Source organism: Pseudomonas sp. URMO17WK12:I11, from assembly GCF_007677725.1.
Classification (GTDB): domain Bacteria; phylum Pseudomonadota; class Gammaproteobacteria; order Pseudomonadales; family Pseudomonadaceae; genus Aquipseudomonas.
The window spans coordinates 166,120-180,413 of sequence record NZ_VEDF01000001.1 but is presented as its reverse complement, the minus strand read 5'-3'; the positions used below and the strand labels follow the sequence as shown (position 1 = coordinate 180,413).

Below are 14,294 nucleotides of genomic sequence, written 5' to 3'. Positions count from 1 at the left end.
TGGGCGTGCGTCTGCGCGCACGGCGCTCATGGGCATCCATCAAGCATGGCATTTGTGGGGGTATTCGGTTGCATGCGAACGACCAGGCGCATTCTGAAACCGACCTGCGGTCAGCTTACCTGGAAATCTGTAGGAAACAGCGTCACGCCAAGCGAGGTGGTGAAGGTCATCGCCCCTTGCTCGTCCTGCTCGAGGGAATACAGCACGAATTCGCGACGCTCGAGCAGCCCGGTGTCACGCGCATACAACATCGACTGGTGCGCAATGCCATAACGCCCGTCGGGGCTTTTCACCTGCTCGTGCAGCGCGACCCAATCCGCCTGCCCCTGCCCCTGGCACCATTGCCGGGAATACAGATAGCCATCGTGCTCGCAGATCGGCAGGCCAATCTGCGAGCCGGCACCAATCAGTGCCTGCACATGCGCCTGATCCTGCACGGCAAGGGCGCTGTGATAGCCGAACAGCACCGTGTCGCCGGGCTGCTCGCCTTGCATCAATACTTGCAGCCAGTAGTCCTCGTCGTCGAGGTAGTAACGCAGCAGACGCAGCGATTGGCCGAGGTCCACTTCGCCGGTCGCCCATACGGTTTCAGCGCCTGGAACTTGCAGCTGGGAATAGCCATCGAGCTGAGCGGGCAGCGCCTGGGCAGGCGCGAAGATTGCGCCACTGCGCAAATTGAACGGCGCACTGGCCGGGATGGAAAGCGACATGAAAACTCCCTGAGGTCGCAGCGATCCTTGCTGGGGGCGACACCTTAACGGCTTTCAGGGGCGGAGCCAATGTTGAATGTTTTACTGAATTTCGTTGGCGAGCTGTGAAAAGTTGTCGGTATGGGAGCAGTCGAGCGGACACGGCGCTTGCATGAGGGTTGCCTGGTCAGCCCAGCGCAAGGACGTTGTCAGGATCTGCATGCGTGCGTTAGTCACGCACCTTGCAGCTGACAAGTCTTGCGCTCTCGGTGGCGCTAATCGGCAAATTGGTCAACGCGTATCGCTACAACGCGTTGCATTCAAGTCCGCAAGCCAACCCCTCCCTCACAGCAGGGCTCAGAAATCGTCCGGTGGGCTCTTCTCGAATTTCCACTCTGTGTGCTTCCTGGCCTGATGAAAACCCTCGCAGTAATGAACAAACTCATTACGATCAGATTCTTTCGAAAGACTGGCCAGGATTTGTTCGTAGGTGCTGCCTGAGCAATTTTTCTCGTTCGGGGCAGGTACTTTCTCATCGGCATTGGCCGACACGCTACACGCCAGGATAATGGCTGCGGAAATTTGTACGATAGGCTTCATAACATCCTCATTCATCACTCAGAGCAATCCAGTACTCTGATCATCTAGGCGCGAGTGACAGGAGCTTTCGCCGCGTCGCGCCTCGCAGTTTACAGGGGTCTCAGACCCCGCCGGCATCATACCGATTGGGTCGAGCGCACTCCAGCTAGCCGCTTCTGGCCTTCGGCCCACCCGCCTCCCGGTACTCATCCAGATCTTCCCCGCCGCAGCCTGTTTACGGGCGAACCTGTGGCTCTCTTGGTAGACTGTCGCCTTATGGCAGTTGATACGGATCCAAGCTGCGTTGCTGATGAAGCACGCCGCCTGCATGCTCAGTCCGATCGCTGTGATGAACATTGGTACCCAGTCTGGTTCGATGGGTACAAGCTGCCAAAGCGCTTGGTAAAAATGCCCTACGCCCGTAAATCGGTACAGAAAACGTTGAACGAAATTACTGCACAATCACGCCCCGAAGCGGCAATCACCCGCCCTGAGCCCTCCCGTCGCTTCAGCGTGGCGCCGATGATGGATTGGACATAGCTTCCTGCAAGACCAATGAATTCGCGACACTCAGGTAATCTTCCTTAAATCCGTACCAATTTTGTACCAACCCATCTTGCGCCACCCGTTGATCCCTACCTTGCGTACGCTGTGCTGGGAACTAAGTCTGTGCTACATAGCTGCCTCCAACCTGATTAAGGCACGAAACATGGACATGTCAGATCCCCACATCGGAATGGTTTCTTTCCAAAAAGCGCTGGATAACAGGGAGCTGTCGCTAGGACCTGTGCGAAACCACCAAGACCTCTACAGCCACATAGATCAGCCAGCCCCCGACACGATTCGGCTCACCTACGTTCGCCTCAATCCCGACCGCAGCACCGTCCAATCCTTCGTCAGCTGCGTCATGAACGGCTACGTGAAAGGCTTCCCCTGTGTGAGTGTGGGATACGCAGTTCCTGAGGCCTTACGCAATCAGGGCCATGCGAAGCAAATCCTGGCAGACGTAGTTAAAGACCAGGTGTATCAAGCGGGCCAGAACGGTATCCGAGAGCTGTATGTCGAAGCCATCATCGACATCAGAAACATCGCATCGCAACGAGTAGCGGATTCAATCCTGACCGGATCACGCGATCACCTTAATGAGGAAGCATCCGGCCGGCCTGCGGTCCGCTTCACTGCGAGATTCGATACTGCGACAGGAAAACAACTGCCGATCAGCTGAACAGCACACAGAAGTTTTACTGCAGTGGGAATAGAAAAAATCGCCCAACCCCCAATAGGTAGGGACTTGGGCGACTTATCGTATCTGTGCATGCATCCAGAAGCATGCTGGCAAATGAACTGGCCCCAACACGGCTAGCACGCTTGAGCTAACTCTTGTTAGCTTGGTAGCCATCGGGGCAGCGCTGGAGGAGCTCTCGCTTTGGTCAGCCATCGCGACTCTCGATATCCATATCACATCTGAAATAGAACGCCTGCAATCTCAAGCAGTCACTGGACTATCGGCATTCTGTAATGCTCGGCATCACCATACCTGTGCGAGCGCCTCTAGATGAGCCTTCTCTATAGCGTGAAGGCCCAACAGCGAGCAAAGCTTAATACCTACCCCGGTAATCATGGACGCCGCCGGCACTACCAGCCCAGGATGATACACGTTCGCCGTGCCCATTTCGCCCTGCTGGCTAAATCTACCCACCAAACTCTTCTGATATAGCGCCAAAGCTTCGACACTTATTATATGTGACTCAGGGTGCATCGGATTTTGCCTTGACCACGGTTCGCTTCTCGTCTTAAAGCTTGAAATACAATTTATGAGCTGCAGCAAACAGAACTGCCGATAGGTTAACCCCTCAGCAATAGCGAGCAGATAGTTAGCCTCCGCTTTATCAATATAAGGCTCAAATACCAAGTTAGCGTAGAAGTTTGCAATAAATGATAACTTAAGTTGTTCATGCTCATTTTTTGCCGCCAGCAATACACCCTCAAATACTTCTTCCGCCGGAGAAGGACCTTCGTTTAATTCTGTAAAGAAGGCATCACCCCGCCTTTCCCTCCACAGCAACTCATCCCGTATTTTTTCAATTGCTAAGGCAGCCACACCTGCCACCCTCTGGCTTTCTTTTGGAGACAAAAACCTCTGAGCAACATCATCTAATACAATCTTGCATGTCTCACCAATTACTGCACCTACCGCGGTACCGGCCATGGTTCCGCTAGGGGTTATAAGAGCACCCACAGCAGCGCCCACAGCGGAACCGGCTATGCTTGCCCCTTGGCTTAGAAAGGTCTGGTAGTTTTTCATAAGTTTTCCCTACATAACACATCTAGCGTAGATACATTGGAGTGACGCGACCTCTTCCTTATTAGGAGGTCGACCAGACCTTCAATACCCTCTAGTCCATAAGTCCTTCTAACATTTCGCTCAACTCTGCATCATCCAGAATACACCACCGAATGAAGGCCGAGTACGGGGCAGACCGCCTGATTAAAACTTTCATACGCTCCAACGCCCGTTCTTTATCAACATCAGTCGCAGCGGGCTCATAATAGGAGCCAATCTCATCAAGCAGTAGATTGTATTGGTCGAATACTTTACGCCTTAGAAAAGCACCTGACACACGCTTGTTCGCAGTGTGATCACTATTAAAAACCTTTTCCAACAACTGACAACTTCTCACAGTTCTGCCATCAGTCACCATCGCAACTAAACGAACAGATTTTGCATAAGGCGTTATGGGTGGAACATGCTTGATCGCCCTAAACACATCAACAGCGCCATCACAACAGTCCAATATGTCATTGAACTCCGCCCTTTTAATGTTGTTACATCGACTGCAGGCCAAATATAGATTAGACCAGTCGAACTTCTTATCGAGATCCTTCATGTGAGCATCGAAGTGCTCTACATTAATATCATGAGGCTCTTTAGTCTCACAAATATAGCATTTATCGAAAAAAATCTCTGATAATGCCTCATAAACATCAGCGCTATCATATTTCTGGCGAGCAGCCAGAGAAGCGGGAGCAGGGGCGGTGCGAGAAGTATTAAACATCCTTACTCCCGCTCTTGCTTTTGTTAACCACCACGCGAGCCTTTTTCAGAAAAAAAGCAGACTCACTGTCCAATACACCCTCATGCTCGCCGATATCTTTTACATAACCCTCAACAACATCCACATCCATATCCGGAGATTCTAGCAAGCGGCCTAGCGCTAGAATCTTTTCCTTCAAGACCTCAGAGACAGGCGACGTGTTAAAGAGACCCGAAAGTATCGATTCATATGAGTACATTGAAAGATCATCAACACACTCAAGCGTTGAGAGATCATAAATAACTGCGTCACTTATCGAAGACACAACAAATGGAGAATGTGTTGAAACGATAAACTGTATACATGGGAATGACCTCACCAAAAAAGCAAGTATTTTCCGCTGCAACGAGACGTGGAGATGGGCGTCTATTTCATCAACTATTACAATACCATAAACATCTGCCACACTAGTCGCACCCAACTGTATTTTTGTTAGGAGCTCAGCATAAATAGCCAATACTGATGAGAAGCCTGACGAAAGCTGCTGAAAACTGTAATCAGCCTTCCCGCTCTGCCTAATGTAAAACGCTTGCACATTGTAATCAAAGTGCAAAATTAGACTATCATCCTCAAACAACTCTCGTAGGTCTGCCTCCAGCTTATCAAACCACGCCGCAATATTGGCAGCCTCAGTCGGATTGTTAGCCATTCGAGGCGACTCAGCATATGCCTGCAGAGTCTTCTGAGAAACCAAATACTCTTCAAACAGCAGAGCAGCTTCAGATGTCTTCACTTCATCCTTTAAAGTCGCGGTGCTTTTGGAGCCCTTAGACTCACGTATTTTTGCTTGACGTGTAGCTGCAAACTTTAGCAGGACAGCTCGCTGCTCTTCAACATCAATTACAAAGCCCTGCAGATCACTAAACTCAACTGGCGGATTCAATGCAACCACTAATTGGGCTTTGTATCTTTTCACTGCATCTTCATAGAAAGAATAATTAGCATCAGCTTTAGTTAGGCTTTGCAATGCTCGCTGATTCGACTCCAAGAGGTTACGCAAGTCAGTAATCGGAGTATTTTGCTTTTGCATAACTCGCTTCTGCAGATACTCAAAGATGCTCTCAAGAAACTGTGTTTTCCCGCATCCATTGACCCCTGTAATAATCAGATTCCGATTAGCCAAGGGAATATTCGCAATTTTGTCCGAATATGGCAGCTTAGAGTTTATAGATTTTAAGTTATTACGCATAAAGTCAAGCCCTTGTTTTCCTTGAGCCGCATCATTGGTGAATTCCCAATACACTCTGTGAGCGACTAGCACAAAGATCGATAGTGAAGCTCATCACAAACAGAGTTCCAGGTTGATCCATGCTCTCACATCCAGTACTGTTTATCCATACAGCTATTAGTGAGCCTGATGCCATGAAATCGAAAATCATTCAATTCCCCTTCCCCGCCATCTCCCACACGACGACAGAAGAAATGGAGTGGCTCATAGCCAGCCTACCACTTCAGTTCGGGAGCGAACATTGCGAGATCGCACGCTCAATGGTTGGGTGGTCCGTCGAGGCGCTGGCTTTTCGCTCAGGAGTTTCACCCGGCGCAATCAGACGGCTTGAACGCGGGGCAGAACTGCTCCCAGTCACCATGCAAGCACTTGCTTACGCTTTTGAGGCGGAAGGTCTGGTATTTTTCGCTGCAAACGCCCCAATGCGTGGAGACAACTGCAGTGGTGCAACGCCCGACCCTCGTACCCGAGATGACTATCATTTTGTCGAATAACTCTACTCGGATATTGCCAACGGATGGTTCATCAAACCGGATAATTCACCTCCCGCACTGCCGCAATGGTGGTGACGAATCCGCTAGAAGAGCTGGTCTAGCACTACAGGATGCCAGTTCATGATCACCAGCTCGCCTGTCACCTCCGCTCTGCCCTGCCGCTGGTTTGTGTTGCTGTAACGAATATCCAGACACTCAAAATGGAAACCTTCAAAAGCGCGCCGGATGTCCGGGTGATCGTTGATGCTAACCATAACCCTGCCCTTGCACCGGCGCATGAAGTCCGCCATGCGCTCGTATTCGTCGAAAGGGAAATCGACGCCGTAGCCGGCGGTTTGCCAGTACGGCGGGTCCATGTAGAAGAAGGTGTGAGCTCGATCATAGCGCTCGGCGCATGCGAGCCAGGGCAGGTTCTCGACGTAGGTGCCTGCGAGGCGCTGCCACGCGGTGGACAGATTCTCCTCGATGCGCAGCAGGTTGATGGCCGGCCCAGTAGTGGCGGTGCCGAACGTCTGCCCGGTGACCTTGCCGCCGAAGGCGTGCTGCTGCAGGTAAAAGAAACGGGCGGCACGCTGGATGTCGGTGAGGGTTTCGGGGCGTGTCATCTTCTGCCACTCGAAGATCTGGCGAGAGCTGAGCGCCCATTTGAACTGGCGGACGAACTCCTCCAAGTGGTTCTGCACAACGCGGTAAAGAGTGACCAGGTCACCGTTCAGATCATTCAGCACCTCCACCGGGGCGGGCTGGGGGCGCATGAAGAACAACGCGGCACCGCCAGCGAAGACTTCGACATAGCATTCATGAGGGGGAAAGAGGGGGATCAAGCGGTCGGCCAGGCGGCGTTTGCCACCCATCCAGGGGATGATTGGAGAGGTCATAGGCATGCAAGTCTTTACTGTATGGATAAACAGGTGTTAGGCTCGCCGCGCTTTGTGCACAAGGCAGAGGCTGCGGCTGGACTTGCAGGAAGGGTCTGCGGGTTCGGTGGGCCGGGCTGGATGTTGACGCATCCCCCCGGCTCGCCTCTTTACTACTTGGTGACTTCGCGAACGTAGGCCTGACAGGCCTGCAGTGCGATCAGTCCCCGGTCGCCTTCGTTGGTGATGGCGACAATTCGTTGAGCATGCGCTGGGTCAAGTTGGGCGCGTACGACTCCATGTACCAGGCCTCCGGTACTGGTGGCTTCTCGCAACCCACCGTCACAACCCGGGGCGGCAATGGTTCCGGCATCGACAATGACTGACAGCCGCAGATCAGCGGTAGCAAGCCGGTCACGCAGGCGAGCCTGAGCTTGTTGAGCATCATTCATTTCCTTCCAGTGCGTTTTAGTCTGATCCTGCAGGCGGGCTTCCAACGCGCGATGAGCATCCTGTTGCTCTGCCAGTTTATTGAGCGCCGCTGCAGCGGCTTTTTCGCGCTCAAGGCCGTACACGCGATCCTTCTCCGCCAGCTGCTTGCCGTAGTCATCGGCCTGCACAGCGAGCTGCTTCCCATAGGCGTTGGTCTGCCACACCCAGGCTGTCCGGGCGCCGACAGCACATGCGAGCACCAGGGCCGCCAGGGCGATTAGCCGCGTAGCCCCGACGCTCACTGCAGCACCTCAAGCGCCCGGGCGTAGATCTCTTGGCGCTCCTTCAAACCGTTGAGGCCACCGTTGATGCGCTTGGTGAGCCTCTCGAACACGGCGTCACCTGGCTGAACGATCTTATCCGCCAAGCCATTCAAGCCTTCCTTCTGCCAGAACCAGCCGGCGGACATCACGGCATAAACCGGTTGCTCGAGCAGCTCTGGGGTGTTGAGCAGCCGGCTGTCGCCGAACAGGGCCTCGCTACAGGCCTCGTAGTTGTAGCGTCCGGTCACCTGAATAAGCCCACGGCCGCGATACAGCTGACCGTCGCCATCTGCCTCCGGCGTGTTACCCAGGCGCTGCGCCAGGCTGCCGGTGTCGTACTTCGACAGGTACTTGTCATTGCCGAGCTCGCGCACGTACTGCAACTGACCCGACTCGTGCCCCACCTGGGCGAGAAACGCTGCCATGCGCAGGCGTGAAACGATGGCGTACTTGCCCATTGTTGCGTTGAGGCCGGGAACAAAAACGCCGGCTTTGCGGCCGGCGTTCGGAAGGATCTGCTGCAACTGTTTTTCGCTGATAGGCATAGGTTTTCTCCCGTGATCGTGGGTTAGGTCGGGGACACTTCCACTGTGCGCAGTGGCTTGTCCGCTTTCTTCTTATTGCCTTTGGCCTTAGCCTTGCCCTTCTTACCGCCGTTGCATTCCACAGTGGTCGACCAGCCGGCGGCGCTGAAGACCTGCTCTACGCTGTCAACCAGGTACTCGCCGTCGAGCCCATTCTTGAAGCCTTGGGCGCTGATTGTTCGCTCAGCGAACAAGTCCGTACGACCGACCATTTCCAGGCGCACGCCGGCAGTGCTCCGGTTAAATGCGGCAAGGCGGGCCTTGGCGGCCTGCTGGGCAGCGGTCTTGTCGGGGTAAATATGCCGGTCGGTGTGTACACCCGGCAGGCCATCCGGGGCGTCGTCGTTGTCTAACTGGACCACCACCAACTTGCCGGTCTTTTTGTCCTGGTGCTGCGTCTTCACAGCCTTCTGCGTATTGCGGTCGCCCAGGCGGAACGAGTAGCGGCTCACGTCCGAGCGGCTGATGGTGACAATGGCCAGCGCCTTGCCGCTCGCGCTCTGGCCACCCTGGCGCGGGAGCACCAACAACTTGCCGCTGGCCACCTTCGCCGTGCAGTCATATTGCTTGGCCAGACGGGTGATGAAGTTGAAGTCGGACTCGTCGCGCTGGTCGACACGGGGCACCTTCGTCTCCACCGTGCACCTTGGCTCCCAGCCATTGCGAGCGGCCACGTTGCTGACGATTTTGGCCAAGGACACGTCCTCCCAGCTACCGCTGCGCGTGGTCTTGCCACTACCCCGCATGTCGCTGGCTTTCCCGCGCAGCGTGATGGTGTCCGGCGGGCCGGTGACCTCGATCTCGTCCACGGTATAACTACCCAACCGCGCCAAAGCCTGCCCGAAGTAGCCCAGGAAGATCTCAACCTTGGCGCCGCGAGACGGCAGCGTGACAGCCTGATCGCGGTCATCGATCTGCAGTTCGAAGTCATCCGAGTCCATGCCGGGCTTGTCCGAGGTGCGCAACAACAGCAAGCGGTCGTTGATCAGCGCAGTGATGTCCTTGCCATCTGCGACGATCTGATATGTCGGTTTCATGGGGTTGCTCCAGATATAAAAAACCCCGCCGGAGCGGGGCTTGTGATGGCTAACGCGGGATCAATCCCATAACGTGACCTCCTCGACCTCGGCCATTGGCAGATCGGGCAACTTGATCAGCACTCCAGCGCGGTATGGCTGAGGTTCCTCGGCCAGCCCTTGGTTGGCCCCCAGCACCGCCTCCACGGCGCCAACCAGCGTGCCATAGTAGGCGTGGCACAACGTGTCGAGCAGGTCACCGTCAGACGTTCTGCAGGTCATTGCCATAGCTGACAAACTCCAGGTTAAAGCCCTGCTTACGAGGAATACCGCCGGCCAGCAGCGCACCCTGTTCCTCATCCACGCTCAACAAGCACCAGGTACCCAGCACCTCGCCGTACCCGGTGGTCAGGGTCAGCGGCTGCAGGCGGCGACCAATACTGCGCAACTCACCCAGCTGGCCGATGCCACCCTTGTGCAGCGGGAATATGGCGCCTTTGATCGTCAGCTTATCCTCGCCCTGCCCCACAGCCTGCTGGGCAATCGAACGGGTCAAGCGCTCCTGCCCCGCCCAGCGGAACGCCGTCTTGCGCGTCAGCTCATCGAAAGCGGCGGTGTTGAGGTTGAAGTAGTAGGGTTGCAGCTTCGGATCCAGGGGCTGAATGATCAGCAGGTGTGGGAACGGCGTCACTGCGGCCGCCGCCGGAGTCAGGTCCGCGCCCAGCACGCTGCTGGGGAGGATGTTACTCAGGCTTGGGCTGATCGAACCCGCGATGCGGTTGACCGCTGCCCCGGCCTTGCTGGCCTGCTCCTTAAATGACCCCATACGCTCCTGCACCTGGGAGGCCGCCGAAACGGCCTGACTGTACTTAGCCGCCACCTGCCCCACGGTCGACTGCGCCACGTTGATGGCGCGCATGGTGCGCTGCAACTTCTCGCCCACGGCCGGACCGATGACTGGCAGGCTTTCCAGCTCTGCCGCTGCGCCGGTCATGTCGCTGACCGCTCCCGTCAATGGACCCAACATACCGTCGAGCGTCGTCCGCCCCGCCACCCCCGCTGCCACCAATGAGGACAGCGAGGATGTCAGTAGCTCCATGTAAGCCATGGCACCTCCTTAAATAATGTGAGCCGCGTCAAACAGCTGAATCGACGCCTGCCGAGCTGCCAGTTCACGCTGCAGGGACTGGAACAAAGCGCGCAGCGGGGCGTCCATGTCCCGCACCAGCTGGTACGGGTCCTTTACGTCGCCCTGTACGGTCACCGGCATGGTCAGCGCGATGGCGAAGCTTTGGTCGACCTTGGCCGGTTCGGCTTTCGTCTTCTCAGCCGGCTTGGCTGCTATCGGGGCTGTTTGTGCCGGCACTGGCGGCGGTGACTCTTTCACCAGGGCGCGCACCACTGCACCAGGTGCAGTGCGGGGCTGGCCTTCTTCAACGACTTTCTCAGCAGCCGGCGCCGACGAAGCCTTCGCCACTGCCGCCCCGAGAAACGGTGCCTCTACCTTCGGTACATCCTTGGCCTGCGGTTTGTCTTCTGCAATTTTCTCCGCCGGCGCCTTTGCCACCGCCGTACCAAGCATCGGTGCCTCTGCCTTTGGCGCCTCCTTGGCCTGAGACTTTTGCTCTGCGACCTGCTGCTGGGGATAGTCGCCGAACAACTTTTTACCCAACCATCCACCAACAGACTCGCCGCCCAGGCCACCCAGCACCATACCAATGGCACCACCCACGGCGCCGCCGATTGCAGTACCGAGCACCGGCACGACAGAACCCACTGCCGCACCGACCGTTGCGCCGTAAGCGCCACCTGCCCAGGCACCTGCAACCCCGCCGGTGAGACCACCGTAGCCCTCGGCCTTCTCATCGCGCGTTTCGGCGTTCATCGCCACATCGAGCACCCCGGGCACCACATCCATCAGCTTGCCACCGGGCACCTTCGACAGCGTTTTAGTCACGCTACGCACGCTGTGCACAGCACGCGCAACGCTACCCACCTCCCCCGCTATGCTGCTTGCACCAACAAGCGTGGGCATGGGCAGCGTCGGCGGCAAATTCACTCCCGGAACTTTGGCCGCAGGCGGCGGAGCATGCGGGGTACTGTTCGCAGCCACTCGCGGCTGTGCACTTGGCGTGCGCCGGGTATCCGCGAGCGCCCCCGCCCGGCGCCGGCGGCGCGCTCTGCGACTGCCAGCCTCACGAGGCCCCGCCTCAGCGACACTACCGCCCAGCCGACCGAAGGCATCGGCGTTTACCACAAAGACCCGTTGCGGCTCGCTTCCTAAACCACCCAGCGGGTCATTACTGGCTGGCACACCGAGTCCTTGGCCCAGCGCGTCTAAGCCCGCGTCAACCAGAGGATTTCCAGTCTTGGGCACCGGCAACCCGCCCGGCGCATCAATTTCCTTACCGCCGCGCCGGGTGCGAGTGCTCCGCCCCCGTGCCACGTTGTATGCGCCACGCAAAATCTTGACCCCGCCACGGGCGGTCAGCACCGCGCTGACGGCTGCTGCCAGACCAGCGAGGCCCATGATCACCGCCGGGAACTTGTCCGACAGCGTCGTCATGGCTTGAACAATCGCAGTAAGCCCCTGGGCTACAGCGTCAGTCGCCGGCCGGATGGCATCACCCACACTGCGCATCGAATCGCTCCAGGCCTGGCCGAGCTCCGCCCAGCGCTGCGACGATGTTTCGCGGCGTTCTGCCAGATTCTTGTCCAGGATCCCTGTCGCGTTCTGCGAGTCGGCCTTCAGCTGGCTGTACAGCCCACGATTCTGCGCATACGCGGTCAGAGCTGCCTTAACCTGCATGTCAGCGAACAGATCGCCAGTGCGCAGGGTCTTCTCCAAGGCTTCCAGTGCTGCCTTGGCTTTCTCCGGGTCGACTTCCTTGTCGATGTTGGCCTGGGCATCCTTCATCTTCTTGGCCTTTGCCGGGTCGGTCGCTTCGACGTACTTCATGGCCAAGGCCATGGACGACTCGATAACGTTCATACCCTTCTGCAGGCCAGTGTTCAGAGAGGCCTGGTAGTCGATGCCCACGTCCTTATAGGCCTTGACCACATCACCGGAACCGATCTTCTCCATCCAGTTCTTGAAGTTGTTCGCCGCTTCGTCCGAGCTGCCGGCGGTCTTCATCTGCACCTGCAGCATTGCGCCCAAGGACGAGACCGAGGCCATGCCGGTGATGCCATTATTCTCCATCCCCGCGAGCAGCTGCGGGAACCACTTGGCCATGTCGCTGGCCTCGAAGCTTCCCGCCTGACCCTGATACGCGATGGCTTCCAGTGCCTGCTCCATCACCTTGGGATCGGTGATCTTGGCGTTCTGCTGCAGCGCCATGATCATACTTGCCGTGTCGACGCCTGAGGCCCCCTGCCCGATGGCGAACTTGGCCGCCGTCGGTGCGTAGGCCATCGCCTTGTCCAGCTCCATGCCGGCGCCAACCAGCTGGTTGATCAGGTCGGCCACCTCATTGCGGCCCATGCCCGTGTCCTTCGCCGTCTGGATCACCGTGCGGCTGAGCTGCACTTCCTCAGGCTTGTTGACTGCATCGGCCTTGATCGCGATGTCGCGGATGATCGCCTGGTAGTCCGCGCTGATCTTGGTCGGGATGGCGGTCAGGCCCACCCCTGCGGCAGCGGCCCCCACATTGGTCTTGAGCGATGACTTGCCCGCGTTGATCTGTTGATGCCCTTTCAGCTGCAAGTCGGCACTCTTCGCATCCCGCGCCAACCGCTGATACTCGCGGCTGAGCCGGCCGACCTCGACGCCCTGTTTGCGCAGCGACTCTAGGTTCCCATTGAGCTTGCGCAGCAGCTTGTCGGCCCCGGCAGCACCGGTGTCGTGCGCTCGCTTCCATTCAGCCTGCAGCTTGATGGTGTCGCCAATGGTGCCCTTGAGCACCTTGGCTTTGTTGCTCGTCTGCTCGAGCTTCTGGATACGACCCTGGACGTCCTTGAACGCGGCACCTACCGACCCCGCGACAGAACCTCCAATCTCCAGGGCTAACTTCATCTTTGCCATCAGCTACCCCCTGCTCAGTCGGCGAGCCACCAGAGCATGTCCCCGAAGGACATGCCCGATATCTCAGCGGCCGAGAAATTCAGCTCTGCGGCCAGCCGTCTGGCCAGCCGCTTCTGCTTGTCAGCATCAAACGTCGTCGTCTTGCACCAGGCGAAAGTAACCCATCTGCAGGCGGCTGTAGTCCTTGAGGGCCAGGCCCTCCAAGTCCTTGACGCCGACCTCGGCGAGCGAAGCGAACAGGTTGAGCTCGCGCTGTTCGTCATCCTCGCCGGTGCCCTGCTGGGCAGCACGGATGTCGCGCACAGTCGGCGAACGGAGGCTTACGGCGTCAACCTGCACGCCATTCATTTCGGTGGGCTTGCTCAGCATGATGGTCACACGGTCGGCAGACACGTTCAGCCAGGTGGGGGTAGGTTTCTTGATAGCCATTGTGTATGTCCTTGAGTTTTGGAGGGATGGGGTTACAGACCGAGCGCAGTGCGCTGCGCGGCCAGCTGGTCGACGCCGTCGATGACACGCTTCATGCCCAGAGCGTCGATCTCATAGACGGTGCGTCCGTCGACCTCGAGCTTGTAGTAGGTCAGGCTGACGTTGTGCTTGATCTCGGCCTTGTCGCCAGCCTTCCAGTCGCCCATATCGACCTCTTTCAAGCTGCCGCGCAGGGTGACCATTACCGGGTTGATCTTGCCCTTCAGGCCCTTGAAGGCGCCCCGGAAGGTGCCGTTGAACGCAGTACCGTCGGCCAGGCCAAAGAATTTGAGGGATTCGCGGCGCACACCGGTGGTGGTGAAGGCCGCATCTTGCTTCTCCATGCCCTGGTCCATTTCCACCGGCATGTCCATCCCGCCCGGGCGATGCTCCTCCATCTTGAGAGTGAGCTTTGGCAGGGTCAGGCTGGGTACGTCACCCTGGAAGCTGATGCCGTCGACGAACAGGTTCAGGTTGGCCAGGGTTTCAGGGATCATTGCCATGT

Annotated in this window: 16 protein-coding genes; 2 read left to right on the top strand and 14 right to left on the bottom strand. The window is 57.3% G+C overall.

Annotation, left to right across the window (positions count from 1 at the left end):
- Positions 1-110 precede the first annotated feature (110 nt).
- Both FS665_RS00850 and trbK read right to left on the bottom strand, forming a co-directional pair.
- Positions 111-710 carry a DUF2491 family protein gene (locus FS665_RS00850; RefSeq protein ID WP_145181935.1) on the bottom strand — a complete coding sequence of 200 codons (600 nt, stop codon included), beginning with the start codon at positions 708-710 and terminating at the stop codon, positions 111-113.
- 336 nt (positions 711-1,046) lie between these two features.
- Positions 1,047-1,289: an entry exclusion lipoprotein TrbK gene (gene trbK / locus FS665_RS00845; protein ID WP_145181932.1), complete on the bottom strand. Its 243-nt coding sequence runs from the start codon at positions 1,287-1,289 to the stop codon at positions 1,047-1,049.
- Between the two features lie 688 nt (positions 1,290-1,977).
- On the opposite strand from trbK, the gene FS665_RS00835 reads away from it, so the two are divergent.
- The gene (locus FS665_RS00835) at positions 1,978-2,493 is read left to right on the top strand and encodes a GNAT family N-acetyltransferase (RefSeq protein ID WP_145181925.1); all 516 of its coding nucleotides are present in this window, start codon (positions 1,978-1,980) and stop codon (positions 2,491-2,493) included.
- A gap of 303 nt (positions 2,494-2,796) precedes the next feature.
- Here FS665_RS00835 and FS665_RS00830 read toward each other — a convergent pair whose 3' ends face one another.
- The 3 genes from FS665_RS00830 to FS665_RS00820 form a co-directional block, all read right to left on the bottom strand.
- Positions 2,797-3,573, bottom strand: a complete 777-nt coding sequence (locus FS665_RS00830) for a hypothetical protein (protein ID WP_145181922.1) — start codon at positions 3,571-3,573, stop codon at positions 2,797-2,799.
- Positions 3,574-3,664: 91 nt separating this feature from the next.
- A complete protein-coding gene (locus FS665_RS00825; RefSeq protein ID WP_145181920.1) occupies positions 3,665-4,324 on the bottom strand; it encodes an HNH endonuclease in 660 nt (219 codons plus the stop codon).
- Positions 4,317-5,606: an AAA family ATPase gene (locus FS665_RS00820; RefSeq protein WP_145181917.1), complete on the bottom strand. Its 1,290-nt coding sequence runs from the start codon at positions 5,604-5,606 to the stop codon at positions 4,317-4,319. The genes FS665_RS00825 and FS665_RS00820 overlap by 8 nt, the downstream gene beginning before the upstream one ends.
- A gap of 179 nt (positions 5,607-5,785) precedes the next feature.
- Between FS665_RS00820 and FS665_RS00815 the strand changes: the two genes are divergently transcribed.
- Entirely contained in the window at positions 5,786-6,085 is a 300-nt protein-coding gene (locus tag FS665_RS00815) for a helix-turn-helix transcriptional regulator (protein WP_145183325.1), read from the top strand.
- 83 nt (positions 6,086-6,168) lie between these two features.
- Here the strand turns inward: FS665_RS00815 and FS665_RS00810 are convergent, their stop codons facing one another.
- The 9 genes from FS665_RS00810 to FS665_RS00770 all read right to left on the bottom strand — a co-directional run bounded on the left by FS665_RS00810 (position 6,169) and on the right by FS665_RS00770 (position 14,292).
- Complete coding sequence (locus FS665_RS00810) at positions 6,169-6,963, bottom strand: DNA adenine methylase (protein WP_145181914.1); 795 nt, start codon at positions 6,961-6,963, stop codon at positions 6,169-6,171.
- Positions 6,964-7,115: 152 nt separating this feature from the next.
- Positions 7,116-7,676 carry a lysis system i-spanin subunit Rz gene (locus FS665_RS00805; protein WP_145181911.1) on the bottom strand — a complete coding sequence of 187 codons (561 nt, stop codon included), beginning with the start codon at positions 7,674-7,676 and terminating at the stop codon, positions 7,116-7,118.
- Positions 7,673-8,242, bottom strand: coding sequence for a glycoside hydrolase family 19 protein (locus tag FS665_RS00800; RefSeq protein ID WP_145181906.1), 570 nt, complete (start codon positions 8,240-8,242; stop codon positions 7,673-7,675). The genes FS665_RS00805 and FS665_RS00800 overlap by 4 nt, the downstream gene beginning before the upstream one ends.
- 23 nt (positions 8,243-8,265) lie before the next feature.
- Entirely contained in the window at positions 8,266-9,318 is a 1,053-nt protein-coding gene (locus FS665_RS00795; protein ID WP_145181904.1) for a phage late control D family protein, read from the bottom strand.
- Between the two features lie 60 nt (positions 9,319-9,378).
- Positions 9,379-9,585, bottom strand: a complete 207-nt coding sequence (locus tag FS665_RS00790) for a tail protein X (RefSeq protein WP_145181901.1) — start codon at positions 9,583-9,585, stop codon at positions 9,379-9,381.
- Positions 9,560-10,405: a phage tail protein gene (locus tag FS665_RS00785; protein WP_145181898.1), complete on the bottom strand. Its 846-nt coding sequence runs from the start codon at positions 10,403-10,405 to the stop codon at positions 9,560-9,562. Before FS665_RS00785 ends, FS665_RS00790 begins: the two co-directional genes overlap by 26 nt.
- A gap of 9 nt (positions 10,406-10,414) precedes the next feature.
- The gene (locus FS665_RS00780; protein ID WP_145181896.1) at positions 10,415-13,321 is read right to left on the bottom strand and encodes a phage tail tape measure protein; all 2,907 of its coding nucleotides are present in this window, start codon (positions 13,319-13,321) and stop codon (positions 10,415-10,417) included.
- 126 nt (positions 13,322-13,447) lie between these two features.
- Positions 13,448-13,750, bottom strand: coding sequence for a phage tail assembly protein (locus FS665_RS00775; protein WP_145181893.1), 303 nt, complete (start codon positions 13,748-13,750; stop codon positions 13,448-13,450).
- Positions 13,751-13,782: 32 nt separating this feature from the next.
- A complete protein-coding gene (locus tag FS665_RS00770) occupies positions 13,783-14,292 on the bottom strand; it encodes a phage major tail tube protein (protein ID WP_145181890.1) in 510 nt (169 codons plus the stop codon).
- Positions 14,293-14,294 lie beyond the last annotated feature (2 nt).

Bases quoted from the DNA above. Each gene is read 5' to 3' on its own strand.
- FS665_RS00830 (WP_145181922.1), bottom strand. From the start codon at position 3,573: ATGAAAAACTACCAGACCTTTCTAAGCCAAGGGGCAAGCATAGCCGGT.
- FS665_RS00810 (WP_145181914.1), bottom strand. From the start codon at position 6,963: ATGACCTCTCCAATCATCCCCTGGATGGGTGGCAAACGCCGCCTGGCC.
- FS665_RS00785 (WP_145181898.1), bottom strand. From the start codon at position 10,405: ATGGCTTACATGGAGCTACTGACATCCTCGCTGTCCTCATTGGTGGCA.
- FS665_RS00850 (WP_145181935.1), bottom strand. From the start codon at position 710: ATGTCGCTTTCCATCCCGGCCAGTGCGCCGTTCAATTTGCGCAGTGGC.
- FS665_RS00825 (WP_145181920.1), bottom strand. From the start codon at position 4,324: ATGTTTAATACTTCTCGCACCGCCCCTGCTCCCGCTTCTCTGGCTGCT.
- FS665_RS00775 (WP_145181893.1), bottom strand. From the start codon at position 13,750: ATGGCTATCAAGAAACCTACCCCCACCTGGCTGAACGTGTCTGCCGAC.
- FS665_RS00815 (WP_145183325.1), top strand. From the start codon at position 5,786: ATGGAGTGGCTCATAGCCAGCCTACCACTTCAGTTCGGGAGCGAACAT.
- FS665_RS00770 (WP_145181890.1), bottom strand. From the start codon at position 14,292: ATGGCAATGATCCCTGAAACCCTGGCCAACCTGAACCTGTTCGTCGAC.
- FS665_RS00790 (WP_145181901.1), bottom strand. From the start codon at position 9,585: ATGGCAATGACCTGCAGAACGTCTGACGGTGACCTGCTCGACACGTTG.
- FS665_RS00800 (WP_145181906.1), bottom strand. From the start codon at position 8,242: ATGCCTATCAGCGAAAAACAGTTGCAGCAGATCCTTCCGAACGCCGGC.
- FS665_RS00835 (WP_145181925.1), top strand. From the start codon at position 1,978: ATGGACATGTCAGATCCCCACATCGGAATGGTTTCTTTCCAAAAAGCG.
- FS665_RS00780 (WP_145181896.1), bottom strand. From the start codon at position 13,321: ATGGCAAAGATGAAGTTAGCCCTGGAGATTGGAGGTTCTGTCGCGGGG.
- trbK (WP_145181932.1), bottom strand. From the start codon at position 1,289: ATGAAGCCTATCGTACAAATTTCCGCAGCCATTATCCTGGCGTGTAGC.
- FS665_RS00795 (WP_145181904.1), bottom strand. From the start codon at position 9,318: ATGAAACCGACATATCAGATCGTCGCAGATGGCAAGGACATCACTGCG.